Source organism: Nonomuraea sp. GTA35, assembly GCF_041950525.1.
Lineage (GTDB): Bacteria > Actinomycetota > Actinomycetes > Streptosporangiales > Streptosporangiaceae > Nonomuraea.
Window position 1 is genome coordinate 33,947 of the sequence record NZ_JBGNUV010000016.1, and the last position, 22,654, is coordinate 56,600.

At 68.9% G+C, this 22,654-nt stretch carries 21 protein-coding genes; 11 read left to right on the top strand and 10 right to left on the bottom strand.

All coding sequences use genetic code 11. From position 1 onward, the window contains the following. The first annotated feature begins 265 nt into the window (after nt 1–265). Nucleotides 266–568, top strand: coding sequence for a hypothetical protein (locus tag ACBJ32_RS47720; protein ID WP_375132532.1), 303 nt, complete (start codon nt 266–268; stop codon nt 566–568). A 67-nt stretch (nt 569–635) separates the two neighbouring features. Here the strand turns inward: ACBJ32_RS47720 and ACBJ32_RS47725 are convergent, their stop codons facing one another. The 8 genes from ACBJ32_RS47725 to ACBJ32_RS47760 form a co-directional block, all read right to left on the bottom strand. Beyond that, complete coding sequence (locus ACBJ32_RS47725) at nt 636–1,049, bottom strand: hypothetical protein (protein WP_357888005.1); 414 nt, start codon at nt 1,047–1,049, stop codon at nt 636–638. A 153-nt stretch (nt 1,050–1,202) separates the two neighbouring features. Further along, entirely contained in the window at nt 1,203–1,556 is a 354-nt protein-coding gene (locus tag ACBJ32_RS47730) for a VOC family protein (RefSeq protein WP_206060996.1), read from the bottom strand. A 235-nt stretch (nt 1,557–1,791) separates the two neighbouring features. Continuing rightward, complete coding sequence (locus ACBJ32_RS47735) at nt 1,792–2,202, bottom strand: HIT family protein (protein WP_375132533.1); 411 nt, start codon at nt 2,200–2,202, stop codon at nt 1,792–1,794. Between the two features lie 111 nt (nt 2,203–2,313). Next, nucleotides 2,314–2,721 carry a hypothetical protein gene (locus ACBJ32_RS47740; RefSeq protein WP_375132534.1) on the bottom strand — a complete coding sequence of 136 codons (408 nt, stop codon included), beginning with the start codon at nt 2,719–2,721 and terminating at the stop codon, nt 2,314–2,316. 510 nt (nt 2,722–3,231) lie between these two features. Continuing rightward, nucleotides 3,232–3,993: a hypothetical protein gene (locus ACBJ32_RS47745; RefSeq protein ID WP_375132535.1), complete on the bottom strand. Its 762-nt coding sequence runs from the start codon at nt 3,991–3,993 to the stop codon at nt 3,232–3,234. Nucleotides 3,994–4,321: 328 nt separating this feature from the next. Then, nucleotides 4,322–4,504 carry a hypothetical protein gene (locus ACBJ32_RS47750; RefSeq protein WP_375132536.1) on the bottom strand — a complete coding sequence of 61 codons (183 nt, stop codon included), beginning with the start codon at nt 4,502–4,504 and terminating at the stop codon, nt 4,322–4,324. A 23-nt stretch (nt 4,505–4,527) separates the two neighbouring features. After that, nucleotides 4,528–5,007, bottom strand: a complete 480-nt coding sequence (locus ACBJ32_RS47755) for a hypothetical protein (RefSeq protein ID WP_375132537.1) — start codon at nt 5,005–5,007, stop codon at nt 4,528–4,530. Between the two features lie 233 nt (nt 5,008–5,240). Next, nucleotides 5,241–8,384 (bottom strand): S8 family serine peptidase, encoded by a 3,144-nt coding sequence (locus ACBJ32_RS47760; protein ID WP_375132538.1) that lies wholly within the window; start codon nt 8,382–8,384, stop codon nt 5,241–5,243. A gap of 122 nt (nt 8,385–8,506) precedes the next feature. Here ACBJ32_RS47760 and ACBJ32_RS47765 point away from each other — a divergent pair, with 122 nt between their 5' ends. After that, entirely contained in the window at nt 8,507–9,097 is a 591-nt protein-coding gene (locus ACBJ32_RS47765) for an RNA polymerase sigma factor (protein WP_375132539.1), read from the top strand. Beyond that, a complete protein-coding gene (locus ACBJ32_RS47770) occupies nt 9,094–10,062 on the top strand; it encodes a CU044_5270 family protein (RefSeq protein ID WP_375132540.1) in 969 nt (322 codons plus the stop codon). The genes ACBJ32_RS47765 and ACBJ32_RS47770 overlap by 4 nt, the downstream gene beginning before the upstream one ends. Nucleotides 10,063–10,546: 484 nt before the next feature. Here ACBJ32_RS47770 and ACBJ32_RS47775 read toward each other — a convergent pair whose 3' ends face one another. Then, on the bottom strand, nt 10,547–11,287 hold the full coding sequence (locus tag ACBJ32_RS47775) for a hypothetical protein (protein ID WP_375132541.1): 741 nt from the start codon (nt 11,285–11,287) through the stop codon (nt 10,547–10,549). A gap of 180 nt (nt 11,288–11,467) precedes the next feature. Between ACBJ32_RS47775 and ACBJ32_RS47780 the strand changes: the two genes are divergently transcribed. The 7 genes from ACBJ32_RS47780 (at nt 11,468) to ACBJ32_RS47810 (ending at nt 18,688) form a co-directional block, all read left to right on the top strand. Next, entirely contained in the window at nt 11,468–11,623 is a 156-nt protein-coding gene (locus ACBJ32_RS47780; protein ID WP_375132542.1) for a hypothetical protein, read from the top strand. 1 nt (nt 11,624) lies between these two features. Next, entirely contained in the window at nt 11,625–14,738 is a 3,114-nt protein-coding gene (locus tag ACBJ32_RS47785) for a S8 family serine peptidase (RefSeq protein ID WP_375132543.1), read from the top strand. 100 nt (nt 14,739–14,838) lie between these two features. Further along, a complete protein-coding gene (locus ACBJ32_RS47790) occupies nt 14,839–15,489 on the top strand; it encodes a recombinase family protein (RefSeq protein WP_375132544.1) in 651 nt (216 codons plus the stop codon). Nucleotides 15,490–15,753: 264 nt separating this feature from the next. Further along, nucleotides 15,754–16,554 carry an endonuclease/exonuclease/phosphatase family protein gene (locus tag ACBJ32_RS47795; protein WP_375132545.1) on the top strand — a complete coding sequence of 267 codons (801 nt, stop codon included), beginning with the start codon at nt 15,754–15,756 and terminating at the stop codon, nt 16,552–16,554. Nucleotides 16,555–16,903: 349 nt separating this feature from the next. Beyond that, a complete protein-coding gene (locus ACBJ32_RS47800; protein WP_375132546.1) occupies nt 16,904–17,191 on the top strand; it encodes a hypothetical protein in 288 nt (95 codons plus the stop codon). 334 nt (nt 17,192–17,525) lie between these two features. After that, on the top strand, nt 17,526–17,750 hold the full coding sequence (locus ACBJ32_RS47805; RefSeq protein WP_375132547.1) for a hypothetical protein: 225 nt from the start codon (nt 17,526–17,528) through the stop codon (nt 17,748–17,750). A 206-nt stretch (nt 17,751–17,956) separates the two neighbouring features. Next, on the top strand, nt 17,957–18,688 hold the full coding sequence (locus ACBJ32_RS47810) for a hypothetical protein (RefSeq protein WP_375132548.1): 732 nt from the start codon (nt 17,957–17,959) through the stop codon (nt 18,686–18,688). Here ACBJ32_RS47810 and ACBJ32_RS47815 read toward each other — a convergent pair. Beyond that, nucleotides 18,601–20,211: a hypothetical protein gene (locus ACBJ32_RS47815; RefSeq protein ID WP_375132549.1), complete on the bottom strand. Its 1,611-nt coding sequence runs from the start codon at nt 20,209–20,211 to the stop codon at nt 18,601–18,603. The genes ACBJ32_RS47810 and ACBJ32_RS47815 overlap by 88 nt on opposite strands. Nucleotides 20,212–21,295: 1,084 nt before the next feature. Here ACBJ32_RS47815 and ACBJ32_RS47820 point away from each other — a divergent pair. Then, entirely contained in the window at nt 21,296–22,504 is a 1,209-nt protein-coding gene (locus tag ACBJ32_RS47820) for a S8 family serine peptidase (RefSeq protein WP_375132550.1), read from the top strand. Nucleotides 22,505–22,654 lie beyond the last annotated feature (150 nt).

Sequence of the window (22,654 nt, forward strand, 5' to 3'; positions counted from 1 at the left end):
GTACCTCCGCACCGGCCGGGAGAGCCAGTGTCCCCCGTGATCGGCAACGTGGAGAGACGCTTCGCGTGGCGCTGGAGATCAGATTCCTCGGCCCGTGGCAGGTCCTGGCCGCTGGCGAACCGGTCCGGCTCGCCGCGCAACGACGGATCGACGTGCTGGCCAGACTCGCCCTGAACGCCGGGCAGGCCGTACACGCCGAGCGGATCCTCGCCGTACTGTCCCCCGGGCCGCTGTCCTGCGCGCCCCGGCCGAGCACCTGGCCGCCGTGCTCACCACCGGCGACGCGGCCGAGCGGGCGGAGACAGCTCGATGGGTCATCGCCACCGCGGCCGGTGCCGGCCATGCCTGGAGCCTGGCCCTCGGCGAGGTCCTGGATGCGCTGACGGCGGCCGTGTTCGGCGTGGAGTCTGCCCACCAGGTCCTGCGCGACCCCGCACTGCATCGCGGTGAGCTCGGCGAGGGCCTTACCCGACGAAACCCTGCCCACCGCGGCGCCGGCCGTGACCGGCGATGCGGCACGACAGGCGGCAGGACAGGCCATAACGCGCGGCGACTGGAACGACACTGACGTGTGCCTGTGGCGCATCCGGTGGCCGCTGGTGCCCGCACGCGCCCGGTCACACGCCCCTCCTAGATCATTGTGTGAAGCTGATGCACTTGTAGTAGCTGCCGCCCGGCATGCCGGTGTCCTTCTTCAGGCAGCCCTTGTAGGTCTTGCCGGAGATCAGCTTGTAGCCCTTGGTGTAGCTGGTGCCGTTGATGTCGACGCTCACAGGGCTGCTGCCCACGATGAAGAAGAGCTTGTAGCTCTTGTTGGCGGTGCTGGTGGGCTTGCTGATCCGGGCCCAGATGTACCAGTTGGAGCCCAGCTTGCCCTTACGCAGTTGCAGCGTTCCGAGGTCGGTGTTGGCCTGCAGCCGCGTCGTCACGTTGACGGCGTCCGTCGGTGCCGAGGAGTCCCAGTTGTCGGCCGAGGCGGGAACCGAGCCGAGCAGCGACAGGGCCAGCCCGGCACCCGCGATGAAGGCTGTCTTGCGCAGATATCTCACTACCGTCTTCTCCCGAATCAGGGTGTCTGGACGAGAGGCGACGGTAGTGACACGTGGTATGTCCTCGGTATGTTCGCGCGGCTCGCCGCTGCCGGCCTCCGCTCAGCGCTTCCGCCAGTGCTTCCGCTCAGCTCTTCCGCTCAGCTCTTCCGCTCAGCTCTTCCGCTCGCCCAGGACGCAGAACTCGTTGCCCTCCGGGTCGAGGAGGGTCACCCAGTGCTGCTCGTCCTGCACGGTGTCGACGCGCCGGGCACCGAGGGAGAGCAGCCGGGCGACCTCGGCCTCCTGGTCGTCGGGGCGGAAGTCGGGGTGGAGCCGGTTCTTCGACGTCTTGCCCTCGGCGACAGGCACGAACAGCAGCCCCGGCATCCGGTCCGGCTCAGGCCGGATCTCGATGATCTCCTCCGATTCGTCGACCACAACCCAGCCGAGAGCCTCGGCCCACCAGCGCCCGAGAGCGACAGGGTCGGCGGAGTCGACGATGATCTGTTCCCATTCCAAAGCCATGGGCTTGAGCATAGACAAGACCGGCGGCCCGGCCCCGGAGGGGTCGAGCCGAGATACGAGCAGGAGCGGCCAACGGTCGATCATGTTCGTGCCCCTCGCCGAACTGATCGACCAGTGCGCGCAGGGAAACCGCCCCCGAGCGGCATCTGACGGCCTGGGAAGCGCCTGAAACCCTGGGTCTCCCGGCCCGAGGGCACCACTGCTCAAGGCGTCCAGCCAGGGCTTGGGATGGCCCTCAGCGACCTGCGGTGACCCGCTCCAAGACCTGCTCCAGTTCGTGGGCCGGGGCAAGCGGGGAACTCCACGTCAGACGCAGGTCGTCCCCGCGCCAGCGCGGGACCACATGCACGTGGTAGTGGAAGACGTCTTGGCCGGCGGCCTCGCCTGTATTGTGCTTCACGTTCACGCCCTCAGGGGCAAGGGTTGTCTTCAGCACAGCGGCGACCCGATGCACCATGTCGGCGACCTCGCCGTGAGAGGTCTTGGAGATCTCCCACACGTCGCGCGCATGCATGCGCGGAATCACCAACGTGTGTCCCGGAGACGCGGGTCTGATGTTCAAGAACGCAAGCGTGTGCTCATCCTCGAGGACCCGATGGGACGGCAAGAGACCGGCCACGATCTTGCAGAAGGTGCAGTCGCTCATCCACGCAATGATCGCATCCGGCGGGCCCTACTTGCCTTACGTGGCTGACAAGATCATCTCTCTTTGACCTGGAGGAAGAGGCCAGGGACTGCGCCCGGTCACCTCGATGGCTCAGGCGGTGAGCTTGGCCCAGAAGTGCACGCCGATCGGCCCGAACAGCGACAGCGCGCTGGCTGTGTTGTTGCATGCGGCCACGACCACATCCACGGTGCTCGTGGGGGTCAGGCACAGCGGAGAGCCTGTCTCCACGCTGGCCCGCAGCTTGTAGATGAAGGCGGGCTGCCCGCCGCCCGAGGAGACGGTCGCAGTCTGCTCCCACTGGCCGAGCGTGCTGTTGGTGTCGGCCTTCAGGAGGACGAAGGAGCCGTTGAAGTTCGCGTCCGCGGTCAGGACCAGCTTGGAGGCGTTGCCCCGGTATTCGAGCTCCTTGTACACGGGGGCGGCCTGCGCCGGCAAGGCGAGCGCGGCACCGATTCCGGCCACGCACAGGGCGGCGGCGAACGCAGCGGCACGTCTCAATCTTCGCGACCCGAACATATATTCCAGTGAAACGACCCGCCGGATTGCGGGCCTCGGGAAGTACACCCGCCGCAGGGCCGGTCGGGTCGGCGCACGAATACGCACTGCGCCAGTGATCTCGGCACAGGAGCCAGGTGCGCCATGGGGTTGGTTCTGCCGGTGACAAGTGCCCCCGGGAGGCGGATGTTGAGGGCCACACCGGCAGCAGAAGCGTGCGATGGGCGACGCTCACCCTCGGCCCCGAGACCGACCCGCTCTCGTCAGGCGGCGCGAGCGGTGCCCGGTCCGCCAGGACGACGGATGGGCGGGTGTTGCTTCTCTATTGATCCGTCGAGGGCTGTCATCGTTGACCTGTGGTTTGCCAGTCGTGTCCGGGATGGCCACTGGTCTTGCTTTCTCATGTGAAGTGATGGATTTCGGGAGAACGAAACGACCAGCGTCTCCGCCTGACTTGCGGCATACAATCGATCGCCCCCACTGCCGCACCTCGCGCCGCCGGCGCCACGGCTTTCAATATCCGTATCCGGTGTGAGTCGTCGACCATCGCATCCCGCCGGCCATGTGCTCCAAGTAGCCTGCATCGCTCACTGCCACCGTGATGTCCACGTACGGATACTCGCTGAATGGGCGAGTACGCACCAGCAGCCGCACCCGGTACTCGGACAGATCGGCCGGGCCTTCCAGCCCCACGAACTCCTCGCGCTCTCCCGGTTCCCATGACGCATCCGTATCGTTGAATGCCAAGACCTCACTCCAGTCCGGCACATTGTGGATGGGACTGACGTGATAGGAGGTCACGACGGCGGCGGCTCGTCGGTAGAACTCCGCAGGGTTGGACTCGGTCATGACGAAGCGAGGGGAGATCCCCCTGGGTCCCGGGTCTCTGCCGAGGTTGTACACGTCTTTTGCCATGCGCCTTGGCCTGAGTTCGGTTTTGCCGTCATCCGCCAGGAGGTAGCCGGACTCAGTGACCCACACCTTCCCCCCATGTATGAGCCTGTAAAGCACTTGGAACTCATCCTTCAGCCGCATGCGAGTGACGATTTCCTTGCCCCGCTCAACAGAGAAGGGGCACCGGTCTCCCCGTCCTCCGGGGCCGCTTTCGTTGCGCAGGTACCCGTTCGCCAGATGGAACCAGGCGTCCACCAGCAAGGCCAGAGGAAAGCCGACCTCCTGCGAGACGAACGGGACGTCGGGATTGATGAGGTGAACTCTTCCGCGGAGGGTCAAGTCTTGAACCTCGTCGATAGACACAGTGAAGATGTCGGTCATGGCCGGGGACTCCTTCGGCTGGGGCGGCGTTCGTCGGCGATCATCATGGCCGCTTCGCGCACCCGCTGGTAGCGGCCCTTGCATCACGCCAGGTATCGCAGTGCGAAACCGTTCTCGCCTGATCATCTTCGCCACATCGGATGAGAACTCGCCACCTGCTTCGCCAGATCGCCTGCGCGCTCGCCGCTTCGAATGAGGACCCACAGTGGGCTGCGGCTCGCCCGGAGTGGCGCTGATCTCGGTCACGCCGCCACCGCCTTCCCCGTCTCCGCCGGACCGGGGCCGGCCGCCGCCGCGGCGCGCACCAAGCTCTACCACGATCATGAAGCTAAGCCGGGTTGCCCGCCTGCGGAGCTTGTGCAGCGCCGCCGAGCGGCAGGCGCCTGGCCACATTCAGCCGTACCTCGCCGTAGGGTTGGACGTGCTGCCAGAACAGCGGGGTCAGGCCGCGCCGGTCGGCGGGCCCCAGCAGCGTGGCCCATTGCGGGTCGGCCAGGACGTCCTGCAGCACCAACGTGTTGATATATCTCTGGGCTAGTCGATGATCTTGTTCGGGTTGGCGCTGACGGTGCGACCAGCGACGTCGCGGAATGTCGGGATGCCGAGGTTCACGGTGACGGCGCGGCGGGCGCGCTGGTCGAACTGGGCGAGTTTCTGTTCCGCTCTGGCGAGGCCGACCTTGAGTCCTTCGACTTCGCCAAGCCAGTTCTCCCGTTCGGCCTCGGCGATGCGGGCGAGCAGGTTGTTGCGGATGTCCACGATGCGGTGACGCCGGCCTGGATCCTGCCGGAGGAGGCTGCAGCATAAGCCTGCCATCCGTTGCCCGCAACTGCGACCAGACCAGCTGAAATGCCCCGCCTGCAGAGCATCCGGACCAACCTCCAGGACCGCCTGGCAGAAGCCAAGGAGCACGGCTGGCTCGGCGAGGTCGTCGCGATCGAAGCGAGCCGCACCGCCGCCGACCAGAGGCTTGCCACTATGCGCCAGCAGGCACACCGCCATCCACCTCGTCATGCTCGACTTCCGCCGACGTCGGCCGCGCCAGCCGCCCCTCCTGACACCCAACGGAGCGACACGCCGACGACAAACACGACCCGAATCTTCGCATCACGCTCCGTGATCCTGCGCGCCGATCACCTGCCTGAAACCGGGCTCTCGATCAGCTCAGGCCGAGGGCTATCCGCTGGCAGGTGCCCCAGTATGTTCCAGGTAGGGGTCGTGGTGCGGGACGAGCCTGGCCTACGAGATCAGCTCGGGCCGACGGCGTAGGCTCGGATGATCGTCTGGGTCAGGGTGGTGCCGGACGCGCCGTTGACAGTAGCTCTCAGCGAGGCGAATCCGGGCGTGCGCGGGTTCGGTATCGTGGCGATCCATCCCGTGGCGGTGCGCTGGGCGGGGATGGTACGCCAGCTCGTGCCGTCGTCGGAGGAGAGCTCCAGCTTGAGCATGGAGGGAGCGCCCTCGACCTTGATGGGCAGTTCGGTCAGTGAGCCAAGCCTGGCGCGGTTGAGGTCGTCGAGTCCGCTGGGCGCGTAGCGCACCGCCATCAGCGGCAGCGGCCGCTCCGTCTCTGTACGCGCCGACCGGAAGGTCCACACGCTTTCCACCGCCGTGGACAGCGCGGAGTGGGGCACTTGCCTGCGCATGGACGCCCGCAACGTGTAGACGCTCGACTCCGCTGGCAGCGCGGCTCGGAGACGGCAGCTTTCCCACTGGTCGAGCTCGCAGCCGGCGAGGGGTGCCTCGGCGAGCACGTGCCCGTTCCGGCTGAGGGTGGCGGTGCCGGTGCCCGCTCTGTCCGCTCCGACCCTGCCAGGGACGGGGTCAGTGAACAGCCCCACGGTGGAGAAGGTGAGCGTGTCCCCGGTGCGGCTGCCGCGGATCCCGGCGGTTGCCGGACCGGTCACCGCGGCGTTCCATGTCTGCCGGGTGTGCTGTCCGGGCTTCATGGTCTGGCCTCTGTCAGCGAGTGTGGAGGTGCCGAGTTCGAGCACGCTCTCCCAGATCAGGCCGGGCGTGCGGTAGTAGGTGAGCTTGCCAGGCAGGTCCATGTTCTGGGGCGGCGCGGCCAGGAACACCGGCCAGTCGGCGCGGAAGCGCGGTCCGCTGAGAGGCACGCCGGAGGCCGGCGTGGCGGACGCGCGGAAGGTCGCGCTCACCTCGGCGAGGTCCTTCCGCCTGGCGGTGTAAGTGGGATCTCCGGGCAGGCCGCCGGTGCGGTGGTCGGCGAGGTCGTACATGTACGGGCTCGGCACGGCGTCCTTGCTGGACCAGATGGTCCTGAGGAGGTATTGCAGGCCCTCCTGGCGTGCGGGGACGATGAAAAGCCTGGTGTTGGGGTCCTCCCCTGAGGATTGCGCGATGCCCCATGCGCCGTGTGCCAGGTTCAGCGAGTGGCCGCGTTCGGGGGCCGCGCTCGGATCGTCCAGCGTGACCCGTACCGGCTTTCCCTTGCGTGCGTCCACGACCACCTGCTGGTCGCGATCGGCGATGCGTACCGCAGTGTGCGCGACAGTCTTGCCGTACGCCCGCTCGCTGAAGTCGGCGTACAGATTCCACTCGCCCACGGGCAGGCGGGCCTTGCCCATGCCGTTCTGGAAGGCGAGTTCGTGGACGGCGCCAGTCTTCGGGTCGTACAGCTCGACGTACGGATGGGCGGGGTTGCCGTCCCTGCCGACGACGGTCACGGTGAGGTTGTACGACTCCGGCTCGACGTACGCGCCGGCCGGCGTGCGGATCACGCTCTGACCGGACCTGGCGGTGACCACGCCGGGGTAGTCGCCCGGCGTTTTCTGGCGGGCATCGATGGTGAGGGTGAGCGACGCCTCGCCGTTCGCGGGCACCTCCAGCCGCTGGGTGGACAGCTTCAGTGTCTCCCCCTCGGCGGTCAAGTCGACAGTGGCCGGGGTGTCTGCGGTGTTGGCGTAGGTGAGGGTCCTGGTGGCCACCCGCTCGCCCTGGTCGTTCCAGGAGAAGGCGGCCCACAGATCGCCCGGCAGGGCCACGATCTGCTGGTCGACGGCGCGGGCCACGTCCACCCGGCCACTGCCCTGCTGGTACGGCGTCGCACCGGCCGAGGGCGCGGCACTGCCGACGAGCGCCGCCTTGAGCTGCCGGCCGCTCCATCCGGGGTGCTTCTGGGCCAGGATCGCGGCGGCTCCGGCTACATGCGGCGCGGCCATCGAAGTGCCGCGGAGCGTCTGGTAGGCGCCGCCGGGTGCCGCGGCGACGATGTCCACGCCCGGCGCGGTGATGTCCGGCTTGATCGCGTGATCGCCCTGCCGCGGTCCCCCGCTGGAGAAGTCGGCGATCCGGTCCGACCTGTCGACCGCGCCGACGGTGAGAGCGGCGTCGGCGCTGCCGGGGCTCGATATTGTGCCGGGCCGGCCGTTGTTGCCGGCGGAGATGACGAACAGCGTGCCCGTCCGCGCCGACAGGGAATTGACGGCCTCTTCCAAAGGGTCGAGCTCCAGCGTGTCAGGCCCGCCGATACTCATGTTGACGATCTTGGCCTTGACCTCGAGGGCGGCCCATTCCATGCCCGCCAGGACGGCGGAGTCAGCGATGCCGTCGGCGCCGCCGACCTTGCCGATGGCCAGCTTGGCGTCGGGCGCCACGCCCCGGTATTTTTCCCCTGCTCCGGCGACGGTCGAGGCAACGTGGGTGCCATGGCCGAGGGTGTCGCGGATGTCAGAGTCTTGGCTGAAGTTGCGTTCGTAGGCCACCGCTCCCTTCAGATCTGGGTGGTCGGGGTCGTAGCCGGAATCGAGTACGGCCACGGTGACGCCCTTGCCGGTGAGGCCGAGCTCCCAGGCCATGGTCGCTCCGATCTGCTTGACGCTCTGATCGAGGTCGAAGGAGCGGCGGCCGTCCAACCAGAGTTTCGTGCTCGCCGCGCCCAGGGCGTGGGCACCGCCGCTGGTCAGGTCCTTCCATGTCCGGCCCGCGCTCTCCTTCGGCACGCGCAGCGTGGTCATGCCGGCGCCGGCGAGCCGCCGGGCCTGGCGGGCGGCCGCGGGCACCCGCGCCGACTGGGCGATCAGAGGGATGTCGGATCTGCCGGCATCGTCATAGCGCCAGGCCAGCAGCTGGGTGACGTCGAACAACCGCCGGTCGAGCACGCCTCCGGCCACCAACGTCCGGGCGTCGGACGGAATCACGTACAGATGCCCTTGACGCATCTGGCTGGTGAAGTCGACCTGCCGGCCAGGCCCCGGAACGACGCGGAAGCCGTTGCCGGTGACCATCACCCGGTCACCGGTGATCAATGTGACACTGCTCGACGTGCCGGTGCCGACGGGCGCGGCCGATGAGGGCGTGGAGGTGGCAGCGGGGGTGGTAGTGGCCGCTCCCGCCAGCAGGGCGGCCATGAGCACATTGCGTAAGGTCATCGTGAGCCTCTCGGGCGCGGGAAGGTCGTCTGGCCTGTTGTTGCCCGCAGGTCCCGGACGGGTTCACGCACCGCGCTCATGGCCGTCGAGAACTCGATTCGGCCCATCGGGAAACAGCAGGCATGACACGAACCCCACCGGAGGAGATGGTCGAGGCGGACGACGCCGAGCTCATCCGCCGGTCAATCGACGACCCGGAGCAGTTCGCCGGCGTGTTCGACCGCTATGTCGAGCAGATCCACCGCTATGTCGCGCGGCGGCTGGGCGTGCAGGCCGCCGACGACATCGCAGCGGAGACGTTCCTGACCGCCTTCCGCTCCCGCGCCTCCTACGATCTCGCGCAGCCGCTGGCCAGACCGTGGCTGTACGGCATCGCGACCAACCTCATCGCCAGGCAGCGACGCGACGAGGAGCGGTTCCTGCGGGCGCTGGCGCGTACCGGTGCGGAGCCGCCGCCTGAGTCGATGGCCGACGCGGTGATCGGGCGTGTGGCCGCGCAGGCCGAGGACCGCCGGCTAGCGGGGGCGCTGACGGGTCTGGCCAGCGGTGATCGCGACGTGCTGCTGCTGGTGGCGTTGGGAGAACTGGCCTACGACGAGGTGGCGCAGGCGCTCGACATCCCGATCGGGACCGTGCGCTCGCGCCTGCACCGGGCCCGTAAACAGGCGCGGGCCGCCCTCGGCACCGGCCATCACACGAGAGAGGATGCATGATGGATGAGTTCGGACGGTTCCTCGATGCCACCCCGGCGATCACCGGCGAGGCGAAGGAGGCGGCGCGCACCCGATTGCTGCAGGCCATCCGTGAGCCGGTCCCCACGCCACCGATGCCCCTGCCGAGGCGGCGCAGGCCGCACCTGGCCTGGCGTCTGGCGCTGGCCGCGTCGGTCGCGCTGGCCGTCAGCGCGGGCGTCCTCGCGGTACGCGGCGATGAACAACCTGCCACCACCCCGGTCGCCAGCGTTCAGGAGCTTGGCGACAAGGCGGCCAGGAGTGCCGAGACCGACCCCTACGAGACCACGCCGTCGCCGGGCCGCTGGCTGTACGTGAAGCAGACGATCGCTCCGCTCCGCAAGGAGCCGGAGCCCGAGGTGGATCGCGACAAGCGCATAACTCTTGAGACGTGGCACAGCTTGGACGGCAAGCAGATCGCGTTGGACGACGGACGGGGCAAGCTCGTCATCGAGGAGTACGGCCCCGGCATCACGGCCGCCGACCTGGACAAGGCGCCGGTCACCCCCGAGGAAATGATCGCCAGGATCGGGGCGAGCGTCGATGCGACCCCCGTGACGGAGTTCGACGACGCCGACGCGACCAGGCAGGAGCGGATCTTCCGGACGATCTCCCGGTTGCTGGGTGAGCAGCCGCTGGTCGCCGACGTGCGGGCCGCGTTGTTCCGGGCGCTGCCCATGATCGAGGGGGTTTCGGTCAAGCAGGACGCGATCGACGCGGCAGGCCGCCACGGGGTCGCGTTCCACTATGCGGGAGCCTGGGAGCGCTTGGAGATCATTGTGAGTGCGCAGGACTACCGGTTCTTGGGGACATATGGCGAGAGCGTCGCCGATCGCACCTTCAACCCGCCTGGCGGCGCGACACGCACGGTCAAGGCGGGCACTCCTCTGGTGTGGAGCGCACGGATGACAGCCAAGGTCGTCGACAAGCCCGGAGACCAGCCGTAGGGGAACGGCCACGACGTAGAACGATGCGATCCATCGCTCGACGCGACGAGGCGAATCAGGGGCTTCCCCCATGAACGCGAACACCGATTTCAGGCGGCAGGCCTCAGGCATCTGGGTCACGTCCCGCGGAGTGACGTCCCGTCGAGTGGTGCAGAACCGGCCCTCATCGGCGCGTCGCCTTCAACGGGTCGGCGCGATGAGCCCCAAAAAGGGGGCCGCGTCTTGGCGGTTCCAGGCTCGAACATGGCGGGACGGGCCTCCGGGGAGGAGCTTCCTTTCGATGTCGGCGGCGTCGATCACGATGGGCTTGCCCCCTGACAATCCGGTAATTCGTGCTGCCTGGCTGTTTGTTGGTCTGCGCACGCATGAGCGCCATCGCGTCGGGGTCCGGGGGCTGCCGTCGTTGACAAGTACGGCACGGCCATCACGTACCACGTGCCGGCATCGCCGTCCTCCAGGTGAAACAGCGCGGACGGCGACGACCTCACCTGACGAGGACCTCGCCGTGGAGTTGACGCGCGCCGCCGAACGTGCTCGCGGCCGGACCGCCTTCGCCGCCGCCGGGCTGTGGGAACAGGCCGCGCTCTTCACCCCACGACCGCGCGACCGGGCTGCCCGGCTGGGCCGGGCGGCGGCCCTGGCGCTCTCGTCCGGCCATGCCGACCACGCCGCCGGCCACGTCGGCCAGGCCCAGGGCCTGCTGGACGATCCGGTGTCCCTCGCCACGCTGACCGAGATACGAGCGGCGGTGGAGTTCGAGCGGGGAGAGGGCCGGTCGGCCGCCCGTCTCCTGTTGGAACGGTGTGCAGCTGCGGATCCGGTGCGTGCCGTGTCCATGCTGCGCACTGCGGCCGGGTACGCCTGGCTCTTCGGCGAGGCGGAGGTGATCCGGCGCGCGGCGGCACGGCTGGCCGACATGGGCACACAGGATCTGATGGTCCAGGGACTGGTGCGCCTGATCGACGACGACTACGCGCGGCCTGTCGCTGCTGGCACAGTTCGTCGCGCACACGCTGCCCGACGTCACCGGCCAGGCACCGCGCACGCTGCCGGTGGCCGCCACCATGCCGTGGGGCGCCTTCTGCGCGATGGTCATGGCCGGGGACAGCCGCTCGTCGCTGGAGACGCTCGCGTAGCGGGCCAGCAGGTCGATGGCGTCCATCACTGGCCGGCAGGCGGTGTTGTCGCACTTGAGGACGAGCGCGCCCAGCAGCGGAGCCAGCATCCTCCGTAACAGTGCGAAGAGGAGCCGCGCAGCTGGGAGCGCACCCCGCTCGGCGATGATCTTCTCGGTGGCATCAACTCCTTGGCCGGCTGGCGCAGAGCCTTCTCCCCGCCCGGCACCGCAGGGAAGACCGCCTGCCGGACAGTGTCGTCGGGACCCTCGAGCGGCCGCACTGGATGGGTGGCCAGCCATCGGCCACCCGGCCCGCCCGTGGCGAGCTATCCGCTGGTGACCTACGTGATCGACGGGATCGAGAGCGCGATGGCACAGGCCAAGGCCGCCACCGGGGACCGGCACGTGCATGTAAGGCATCCCCCCTTGGCGGACAAGTATTGATATGAAGTTAACAACGGTGCTCATCGCCGCCCTCCTGACGGGAGCGGTCGTCGCCACGCCGGCCACGGCGACAGCCGAACGGTCCGCCCAGGAGAACGGCGTCACCCTGATCACCGGTGACCGCGTGCTGGTCACCGGTGGGCATCACCGCATCGAGCCGGGACCCGGCAGGCAGGTGAGCTTCGCCAGCCAGGTACGCGACGGCCACCTGTACGTGATCCCGTCCGACGCCGCGCCTCTGATCGCCGGGGGCGCACTCGACCGGCGCCTGTTCGACGTCACCCAGCTCCTCGAATGGGGCTACGGCGACGCCGACAGGTCCGACATCCCCGTCATCTCCCAGGGTTCCACCGGCCTGCGGGCGACCCGGAACCTGTCTGCCCTCGGCATGAGCGCCACCCGCCTGCCGAAGGCGGAGGCCGCCGCGACCTGGCGGAACCTGACGTCCGTACGAACTCTCGCGGGCGGAACCAAGCTCTGGCTGGACGGCCGCAGGTCGTACTCGCTGAACGAGAGCGTGAAGCAGATCGGCGCGCCGCAAGCCTGGCAGCAGGGTTTCACCGGCAAGGGCGTCACCGTCGCGGTGCTGGACTCCGGTTACGACGTCGACCACCCGGACCTGAAGGACGCGGTGCTCCACGCGCGGAACTTCAGCGACGAGCCCGACATCAGCGACCCCATCGGTCACGGCACCCATGTCGCCTCGACCGTCGCGGGCCGGGGCGAGACCTACCGGGGCGTGGCGCCGGAGGCCAACCTCGCGATCGGCAAGGTGGGCGGCGCGGCGGGCCCGACGGACTCTGCCATCCTCGCCGGCATGGAGTGGGCCGCCACGGAGGTCAGGGCCAAGGTCGTCAACATGAGCTTCGGCGACGTCGACGGACCGGAGCTCGACCCGCTGGAGCAGGCGGTGAACACGCTGTCGGAGCGTACCGGAACGCTGTTCGTCGTGGCGGCGGGCAACAGCGGCCCCAGCGGCGCGGTGAGCACTCCCGGCAGCGCCGAGGCGGCGCTCACCGTGGGCGCGGTGGACAAGCAGGGCGTCCTCGCCCGCTTCTCCAGCGTCGGGCCGCGCATCGGCGACCACGCGATCAAGCCGGACGTGACCGCTCCGGGCGTCGCCATCGTGGCCGCCGCACCGGGCGGAGGCCACCAGAGCATGAACGGCACCTCGATGGCCACGCCGCACGTCGTGGGCGCGGCGGCCATCGTGGCGCAGCGCCACCCGGACTGGACGGGCGCGCGGCTCAAGGCCGCCCTCGTCGGCAGCGCCGAGCCCGCCGACGGCGCGACCCCCTACCAGCAGGGCACCGGCCTCATCGACCTCGTACGCGGGCTGAAGCAGCAGGTCACCGCCACGGGCGAGCTGTGGGCGGCCTTCCCGTGGGATGATGACGCCCGGACGGCCACCAGAACCATCACCTACGCCAACGCGTCCGACACGCCGATCACCCTGGACCTGACCACGCAGAGCGAGGTTCTCAAGCCGTCGGCCGCCCAGGTCACGGTGCCGGCCAAGGGCGAGGCCACGGTCACGCTCGCCATCGATGCCACCGGCAAGGCCCCCGGCGACTACCCGGGTGTGATCATCGCCACGTCGGGTGACACGGTCGTCCGCACGCCGGCCGGCGCGTACGTCGAGCCGGAGTCGTACGACGTCACCATCGACCTGCTCGGCAAGCAGGGGGAGCCGACCGCCCCGATGTTCGCGGAAGTCTACGACGCCGAGACCAGCGAGGTCCGCACGCCGGCCTTCCGCCACGGCGTGGCCACGATCAAGCTGCCGAAGGGCGAGTGGAACCTGTATGCCTTCCTGTCGGAGGTCGTCGACGGCGCCTACGTGCAAACGCTGGCCGACTTGCCGATCAAGGTGGACGGTGACCGCCGGCTTACGGTGGACGCCCGCCAGGGCCGGGCGGCCAAGGTCACGCTCGACGACCCGGACGCCCAGCTCAAGCCCGGTTACTCCCTGGGGCTGGAGCATGGCGCCTGGAGTTCGTGGGTGTTCGGCGGCGACGACGTCAGCGCTGTTCACGCCATCCCGAGCCGCAACCCCGGCCTGACGTACACGCTGGGCACGACGTGGGTCAGCAAGGACCTCTCGCCCAGCCCCTTCGTCTATGACGTTCACGACCGGCATACCGACGGCATCCCCGACGACCTCACCTACGAGATCAGGCAGCGCGACCTCGCGAAGGTCACCGTGACCTACCGGGCCTCGGGAGTGGCGGCCACGGGCGTGCCGCTCACCGGGCTCAAGTTCTCCGATCGTCCCGGCCGGTCGCTGATGTCACCGATCGGCGAGATCGCGCTGCCCGGCACGGTGGTCTACTACCGGACCCCCGGCCTGACGTACGAGAGCGGGATCGAGGTCGGCACCTCGCGCTCCTTCGACGGCGGCAAGGTCGCACAACCGGGCGAGAGCAGTGAGGTGTGGAACGCGGCGGTGACCGGACCGTCGTTCCTGCTGTCCGGCGGCAGCCGCACCGGGGATCGGCTGACCTTCTCCGGGGTGGGGATGCTCGCCGCTGGAGGCCCGGATCGTACGGGTATGGACAGCGCCGCCACCGGCACCGTCACGCTCGCCAGGAACGGCAGTCTCCTCGCCACGGGCGCGTTCGCGAACTGCCGGCTCAACGACCAGAAGGGGTGCGGGCTCCAGTCCGACCTGCCCGCCGGGGCCGCCGACTACACGCTGACGGCGTCCGTGCGGCGCGAGGTCCCGTACTCGACGCTCACCACCGGCACGGAGTCGGTGTGGCGGTTCCGGTCGAAGACCACGGCGAAGGAGCAGCCGCTGCCGCTCATGGCGGTCCGGTACGCGCCCGAAGGGCTGGACGACCACAACCGCGCCAAACCCGGCAGCAGCACTCGCGTGCCGCTGTGGGTGGAGCGCAATCCCGGCGCCGCGAAGGCGTCGGTCACGTCGATGCGGCTGGAGATGTCCACCGGCACCGGCTGGCGGCAGGTGCCGGTCGTACGCGATGGCACGCGGTGGACGGCCGTGCTGCCGAACCCGGGCCAGGCCGGGTTCGTGTCGCTGCGGGCGACGGTGTCCGACTCGTCGGGCGCGGGGGTGACCCAGACGATCACTCGTGCGTACGCCGTCGGCTGACGTGGATCGGCGGGTGACGCAGACGTACGCGGCCGGCTGACGGAGTTCGGCCGGGTGGACCCGACACCCACCCGGCCGGCTCTTCTGCCGGGCGCCGAGCGTGGCCGCAGCCGGGGCCGAACCGGCCGGGCACGTGCGGATCGGGTACGCCCGCGCCACCACCGTCCGTCAGCCCCTGGCCACCCAGCTCGACGCGCTCCGGGCCGCTGGCGTCACCCGCGTCTTCGCAGAGAAGATCTCCACCCGCGCCACCACCCGGCCCGAGCTCGACAAGGCCGTCGCCTTGGCCCGCGAGCTCCGCTCGGCGGGTGTCGCGGTCACGCTCGTGGTACACGAGCACAAGCGGCTCGGCCGCGGCCTCGACCTGGCCGCCCTGGCCGAGCAGCTGCGCGCCGCCGGCATCGGTCTGCAGTTCCTCACCGGCGAGCTGCGGGGCGGCCACGACCCCGCCGGCGTCGTGTTCACCGTGCTGTCGGGGACGGAACGGGAGTACATCCGTGACCGCACCCTGGAAGGTCACGAATCGGCCCGCAGCCGCGGCAAGACCATCGGCGGCGCCGCCGTCACCGACGACGCCATGCTGTCCATGGCCCTGCACCTGCGCGAGCAGAACCTCAGCCTGCGCGACATCGCCGCCCGCCTCGTCATCGCCAAAGGCAAGAAGAAGGGCCGCCGCCCCTCGGCGGCCACCGTCCTGCGCATGCTGCGTCAACGCGATGGTGACGCGGCGCCGGCGTCCACCACCGGCTGACCAAGCTCGCGAGCCGTCGTACCCGTCGCCGTACCGACGGCTTCGACCTGCTGCACGTGCGGCCTGTACCGATTCCCGCGGGACGAGGACCGCGAGGGCTCCTGCTGCGAGCGCTTCGACTGCGTCGGCCACGAGTGCCGCAGCAACCGTGGCATTCGCGAGAACGGCTGTGGCTACGACTGTGGGTGACGACCGCGTGAGAGGGCGGTGAACACTCTCCGCCCGCTCTGTCCGGTTTGACGATCACACCAGCACAATGTCGCCGTGATCCGATTTCTCCTGATGCATCTGCGTGTCCTGCTCGTCGGCTGCCTGGCAGCGGCCGGGCTGCTGTCGTTCTCCGGCGGCGCCGCCGTGGCCGCCACGCGGCCCCCGGCAGGACGGCCGCCGTACTCGCTGCTCCAGATGAACCTCTGCCTCAGCGGCTACGCCGGTTGCTACGGCAAGACGCAGTACCCGAAGATCCTGGACGAGACGGTGGAGCGCATCCAGGCCAACGACGTCAACGCGGTCACCCTCAACGAGGCGTGCAGCGGCGACGTGGCACAGATCGCCGAGCGCACCGGCTACCACTACCGCTTCGCCACCGTCATCTACAACGGCGCGCCGCTGGCCTGCAAGACGCCGAGCGGGCGCGGCGAGTTCGGCAACGCCGTGCTCACCAAGGAGGCGATCCGCGCCGCCGAGGACGCGCCCTACTCCGTGTTCAGCGGCGTCGAGCAGCGGCGCTGGCTCTGCGTAACGACCGCCCGCGGCGTGGACGTGTGCACCAGCCACCTGTCCACCGACGGCGAGGCCCCCGGCTCCGCCAACTCCACCCAGTGTGCCGAGCTCGTCCAGGTGCTCGCCTCCCGCGCGGGCCGGCCGGTCGTCTTCGCCGGGGACGTCAACCGCCGCACGTCGTGCGCGTCCGAGGGCCTGTGGACGCTGACCGACGCGACCGCGAGCCAGGCTCCCGGCATCCAGCACGCGTACGGGAACCTCACGGGGCCGGAGCTGGAGATCGAGCGGACCACGTACACCGATCACGACGCACTCGTGATCCGCGGCGGCCTGCCGAAGTAGCGCCTGACCTGCGAGACCTGGCCAGGACCGACGACGGCGCCGTGCCGGTCACGATGGCCTCGTCGCCCGGGCGGGGGCAGGCGTGCAGGTGCTGATGCAGCAGGTGCTGGTAGGCCCGGTAGAGCGGGGTGGCCGAGGTCTGGCGGGCCAGCGCCTGGGCGGCGCCTTCTCGGGGACGGCGGCGTGCAGCAGCAGCGCTGCAGTTCGCTGACGCCGTCGAAGCACGCGGTGGCCGTTGCCATGTGACCCCAACGCCTCAAGACCGCGAAATGTCGCGATCGCGGGCGTGATCTACGGGGTAGCCTGATCAGTCTCAACGGCGGGGCGAGCTTGGGGAGGGCGTGTATTCATGGCGCGATGGCTGTCAGTGTCGCTTGGGTTGCTCGGCTTCGGGCTCGTTGGATTGACGCTGGGGATCTTCGTGATCCGGGGCTATGGCTTCATTCGCGGACCAGCCCCCGTCCCTCGTCTGGTGGGCGGCTACATCTTCGGTGTGGCTCTCATCGCAGGAGTTCTCATCGTCCGGATCAGGCCTGGTGTGGTGAAGTCGATCGTCCTCCTGGGCGGTATCGGAACAGTTGCCGTGCTCCTGGCTTTTGGTGGCCTCGTAGCCTCCGCCGCCATTCATTTCGAGTGACGCCAACCTCTTGTCGGGCGCGCTACGGCTTCGGGTGCCAGCACTAAAGATCGCAGAGTGTCACTGGAGTATCAGGGCCCGGCCGCAAGGGCCGGCGGTTCGCACACAAAGCAAGCAGTCCTCGTCAGCTTGGTTGACGAGGACTGCTTGCAGATCTAACTGAAGATTCCTCTATTGCAATCCGAATGACCTTATGGATGCGGGTCACTGTTTGGGGCCGAACGTTGATCCCCGGCAATCATGGCCTTCTTCATCTACTTCCTTCTTTCTCCGCGATTCTTGGCTCATCGACGATTTCCCGCGCGAGACACGGAAATTGCGGCTACATTCCCCCATGGCTTTTGCCTGGGGAGTGGATGAAGTGCGACTGATCTCCACCTTCGTCGCATCGCCCGCGAACAGACAGTCCCCATCGTTCCTCGGCCCTGAGCCGATCGGCCGTCCGGCGTCGAGACTTGTGAACGTCGCGGTGCCGACGCTGGTGAGCCTCGCCCTTCATGCGGGCAGTCTTCATCACGCCGATGACCGACTGACAGTCCAGAAGGCGGCCATTTCCTGACCACACATGGCGGCACGCGGGTAATTCGCAGATGCCTGTTCACCTGTCGTGCAGGAGGGAAACCAACCCCGAACGGCAGCTGACAGCATGGAAACGCGAACCCGGCGGGCCGGTCGAGGCCACCGTCGGCCAACACTCGGAAGAACCGGTCGCCTTGGCGTGGCCGCACGGGCAGCAGGAGGCTGATCACGGCCGCCGACACGGCGGTGCCCGCCACCCTGCTGGGCCCGCATCGAGGACGCGCTGGCCGTCATCCCGTCCGCCCGGCCGGCCAGCTCACCACCCGGCCGGCCCGCGCCACCCGGCTCTTCGACCGAGGCGAGCTGGCTCGGCTGGTGGCCGCCCTGCCGGACCTGCTGGCCGTCGCGCACAAGAGCGTCGAGCAGCGGCCCACGCCCGATGCCTTCATCTGGGCCGCCGCCTGCTACGGCCTGGCCACCGAGGCCCTGTCCAGGGCGGGACGGCAAGCCAGCAGCCGGCTCGCCGCCGACCGCGCCATCATGCTCGCCCGCCTGTCCGGCTCGCCCCAGCATCGTCCTGGCATCACGCTGCCTGGCGTGATGCTGCGCCATGAGGGCAAGCACCCGCTCGCCGACCAGGTGGCCCTGGAGACCGCCGACCGCCTGGAAGCGACCGGTCTCACCCGCGCGCCGAAGCTCGCGGTGTACGGGCAGGTGCTCCGTTCGGCCGTGAGACTCACCTCTCCCGCTACCTCGCTTCTCCGCCCCCGCGCTGAATCAAGGCCAGGGTGGCAGCGCCGATCCGACGGGCGGCCATCGCCCCGAGACCTGCCGCCGACTGTGAGAGGTGTCCGGACGCCTGACCAGCGTCCGGTTCGCCCTTCCGCCGCTCACGGCTTCACCTTGAGCCTCTTCTTCGACGCGCCCGGGAACACGACGACCAGGTGCTCCTCCCCTGTCTCGCCGAGCCGCACGTAGACCCGGAGCCGGTAGCGGCCCTTGCCCGCGATCGCCAGGTTCGGCATCGGGGCGCCCGCGCCCACCTCGCCATCGCCCATCTCCGGCACGCTGAGCCGGCCGCTGCGGCTGACGATCGGCACCTCGTTGACCAGCTCCCACCCGGCCGTCCGCAGCGGCGGTGCCGTACGGAAGGCCTTCACGGTGAGGCACAGATCGGACACGTCCTCGACGTGCCCGACGAGCACCGTGCTGCCGGCCACCCCGATGGGGGAGCCGTCGTCGTCGTAGAGCTCGTCCACCGCCCGGTCCATCGCGCCTTCGGCCGTTTCGTCCTCGGGGTCCTGGACCACATAGCCGTGATCGCCGTCGACGAACAGGAAGTAGTTGGCCGTGGCCTGCACGACACCCTTCCGCCGGGGCCACGGGTCGCGGCACTTCGCGTTCGCCTCGGCGATGTAGGAGTCGTTCGCCGCCTCCTTCTCCGCGGTCGACCGCAACAGCTCGGGACGGGTCGCTGCGATGATCTCCGGGCAGACGTAGACGAGTTCCCGCGGGTCCGCGCCCCAGGCGGGCCGCTCGCTTCCGGCCCGCTTCAGAATCGCCTCCTGCTCCTCGCGGTCCTTCGCCCGGCACAGCGACCGTCCGTACGCGAGAACCCCCTGGTCCGACAGGCTGTCCGGGAACATGGGGGGCACCCCGCCAGCCGTGTTCCGAGCCAGGCACAGGAACATGGCGTCGCGTTCCTCGGGCTTCAGGTCGCCGAAACCGGGCCGGTCGTAACACTCCGTCGACCAGCCGGAGTAGGAGAGGTGCGCGGACTGCTCCGGGTGGATCTGTGTGATGACCGGCAGCACGGCCACGGTCGCCACCGCGATCCGGAGCGCGCGCTGCCGCCCGGGCCGGAGGTCGGTCAAGCGCTCCTCGGTGGGCAGTTCACGGGCGGTCGCCGCCATCCACACGAGGCTGACGAGTTGTACCGCGTCCATCACGACCCACACCACCGTGTGGCCGCCGGAGATGCTCTCAAGGAGAATGTTGAGCGGGAGCGCCAGCGCGAGCACGCCCACCGACAACCATCCGGCGGTCAGCGTGCCGCGGCTCCACCGGCCGTCACGCCACTGCCCCACGACCGTGCTGACGATCGCCGCCGGCCCGCTCAGCATCAGGAACAGCCCGACGCCGCCGCTCAGTGGAAGCTCCAGAAGGTCCAGCTGGTCGAGCAGATCGTTGGCCATCCCGGCCAGCTCGATCGCGAACAGCACGCCGGCCGCCGCGCGCAACAACCCGGACCGCCATCGGATGACGAACAGGTAGAGGACGTCGATCGCGGCGAACAGCACGAGCTCGAACGCCAGATCAACCCCATCGGGGAACAGCGCGATCGGATACCAGAGGACGAGGGTGTACGCCACCGCCAGATAAAGCAGCCAACGCAACGCCGTCGCCTGGCGGTTCATCGGTCCCGGCACGGGTGCGCGCAGGATCAGCCACAGGAGCGCGGCCTTCACCAGAGCGGACACGAACATCGCGACAGTCGTCACAGTGTCGAACCTGTCGTGTTCGGCGAACCCCGCATAATTCGGCGGTGTCCACGTGGCGGCCACCCAGAGCCAGGCGTCACCAAGCACCAGGCCCGTGACCGCCGCCACGACAATCAGACCGACTATTACGGCCCTGACAATCCGCCATAACCCACCCGGAAGCATGGGACGCGATCTTAGCGCCGCCCACCGACAGGGCGCGATTTCCCGATCGCCTCTGCCGGTTGGCTTCTCGACACCGGGAATGCGGTTATCACATCAACAGGGGCGTCGCACCCGCCAGAGCGTTTGTGAATCTCACCGAGCGTACGCGGAAGTGGCCACCGTACGGAGACGGAGTGCGCGAGTTGATCGGGGTGATTGAGGAGTTGCAGCGCCGGGCGACACTGCCGGACCCACCATCAGCCATGCCCTCTCGATGGCGGCCGCTCACCCTGCCGGAAAATGGCCGCTAAATGACACAGCTACCTCGCAGTCCGTGACAGGTGAACTGGCCAACGCGAGGTCACGCCATGATCAATGGCTAGATCGGATGTCACCTGACACCCACCCTTCCCGGGCCGCGACGGACCACCACGCGTAGTACCTGTGTCAGATCCCGGCATGCCTCCGTGCGTTCCCTGGAGCGCTATGCCCGGCCCGGCATCGACGCCGTCGCCGCCCCACCGCGCCCTCTTCACGCACTGACACGCGGACCACCGGCCGACGCGGGCACCAGTCATCGACCGGATTCGCGAGGGGCTGCCGCGGCGTAGCGTGCTCGTCTCGTGAAGATTCAGATGACCGTTTGCCGCGCGGACCGGTTAGGGATGGTACGCCCAGCCGCGTGATCGTTGGCCAGGATTTCATCGTGACTTGAGTGGAGACCTATACGGGTCTGGGCATGACCGCGGTGCAAACGAAGTATGGGCACCGCGCGGCATCGAGTTCATTGCAGGACTCGCCGCACGCCTCAGGCGATGTAAGGTCCGCACCCACTGCCGCCGAACGTCATTGCGCGGCAGGGTCGGGCCTTGTGCTGTGCCGGGATGACGGATCCTGTCACGTCCTACCTGGACAGCAGGCAACTGGGGGAGAGATCTAGATGGGTAAGAAATACAGCATCCTGCGCGACCTGGGCGGCGTACGCATGTCGAGTCCGTTCGAGTTGACGCGGCCGACCATCACGACGCCGGTCGGCTCCGTCAGCGAGCCGCATGTGGAGGTCGTCGAGCTGACCAAACGGGAGATACGCGAGCTGGCTCGCGACCCCGAGGTGCGGGGAATCGCACCGGTGATGCCGACGAAGCTGATCCGGCCGCTGGAGATCGACGGGAACAACAGAAGGGCGGCCGAGAACCCCTCCTCGAACGGCTCCACCGGGGTTACTTGGGGCGTGAAGGCGGTGGGCGCCGATGTGTCGCGGTGTTCAGGAGCCAACGTGATCGTGTCCGTGCTGGACACCGGCATCGATTCATCACACCCTGCTTTCGGCGGGATGAACCTGGTCCAGGAGGACTTCTCCGGCTCGGGCATCGGCGACAAGTTCGGCCACGGCACCCACTGCGCGGGCACGATCTTCGGCCGGCCGGTGGACGGCACGCGTATCGGCGTGGCGCCCGGCGTGACGAAGGCCCTGATCGGCAAGGTCCTGGATGACAACGGCTTCGGCGACACCGAGATGCTGCTGCGCGGGCTGGAGTGGGCGCTCCACGAGGGCGCCCAGGTCATCTCGATGTCCATCGGCTGGGACTTCCCTGGTTACGTGCAGTTCCTGGTCGAGCAGATGGGGCTGCGGCCGGATGTCGCGACCTCCATGGCCCTTGAGGCGTACCGGGCGAACGTGCGCCTGTTCGACGTGCTGATGCAGCTCATCGCCCGCCGCGAGGCCATCGGGCCCGGCACGATCGTCACCGCCGCCGCGGGCAACGAGAGCTCCCGCCCTGAGTTCGAGATCGCCGTCACCATACCTGCCGCCGCGGAGGGCGTGGTTTCCGTCGGTGCCCTGGAGCAGAGCCACAACGGCCTGTTCCCGGCGTGGTTCTCCAACACCTTCCCGCAGATCAGCGCGCCCGGTGTGAACATCGAATCCGCGCAACTCGGTGGAGGGCTGGTTTCCTGGTCCGGCACGAGCATGGCCACGCCGCACGTCGCCGGTGTGCTGGCCCTGTGGTGGGAGGAGGTCATGAAGTCGCCGGTGCCGGTGAAGGCCGCAACGGTCTTGGCGCGCATGCTCGCGCACGCCTCCATCGAGCCCTTCGTCCTGAACGTGGACATCGCCGACCGCGGGATCGGCATCGTCCGCGCCCCATAGCTGTACCAACCCGCGATGGCGTGACCCACGGCGGCCGGATCCGACAATTGGCTGACACATCCGGGCGGGTCGCCGCCGAGCTGGCGACCTCGGCGGTAGAGCCGGTCGCGGCGTTCGTGCCCGTCACTGATGATGACGCGGCGCACAGTG

Excerpts from the sequence above, each read along its gene's own strand:
- ACBJ32_RS47730 (WP_206060996.1), bottom strand. The coding sequence starts at position 1,556 with ATGGCTTTGGAATGGGAACAGATCATCGTCGACTCCGCCGACCCTGTC.
- ACBJ32_RS47735 (WP_375132533.1), bottom strand. The coding sequence starts at position 2,202 with ATGAGCGACTGCACCTTCTGCAAGATCGTGGCCGGTCTCTTGCCGTCC.
- ACBJ32_RS47745 (WP_375132535.1), bottom strand. The coding sequence starts at position 3,993 with ATGACCGACATCTTCACTGTGTCTATCGACGAGGTTCAAGACTTGACC.
- ACBJ32_RS47755 (WP_375132537.1), bottom strand. The coding sequence starts at position 5,007 with ATGACGAGGTGGATGGCGGTGTGCCTGCTGGCGCATAGTGGCAAGCCT.
- ACBJ32_RS47760 (WP_375132538.1), bottom strand. The coding sequence starts at position 8,384 with ATGACCTTACGCAATGTGCTCATGGCCGCCCTGCTGGCGGGAGCGGCC.
- ACBJ32_RS47765 (WP_375132539.1), top strand. The coding sequence starts at position 8,507 with ATGACACGAACCCCACCGGAGGAGATGGTCGAGGCGGACGACGCCGAG.
- ACBJ32_RS47770 (WP_375132540.1), top strand. The coding sequence starts at position 9,094 with ATGATGGATGAGTTCGGACGGTTCCTCGATGCCACCCCGGCGATCACC.
- ACBJ32_RS47775 (WP_375132541.1), bottom strand. The coding sequence starts at position 11,287 with ATGCTGGCTCCGCTGCTGGGCGCGCTCGTCCTCAAGTGCGACAACACC.
- ACBJ32_RS47785 (WP_375132543.1), top strand. The coding sequence starts at position 11,625 with ATGAAGTTAACAACGGTGCTCATCGCCGCCCTCCTGACGGGAGCGGTC.
- ACBJ32_RS47800 (WP_375132546.1), top strand. The coding sequence starts at position 16,904 with ATGGCGCGATGGCTGTCAGTGTCGCTTGGGTTGCTCGGCTTCGGGCTC.
- ACBJ32_RS47805 (WP_375132547.1), top strand. The coding sequence starts at position 17,526 with ATGGCTTTTGCCTGGGGAGTGGATGAAGTGCGACTGATCTCCACCTTC.
- ACBJ32_RS47820 (WP_375132550.1), top strand. The coding sequence starts at position 21,296 with ATGGGTAAGAAATACAGCATCCTGCGCGACCTGGGCGGCGTACGCATG.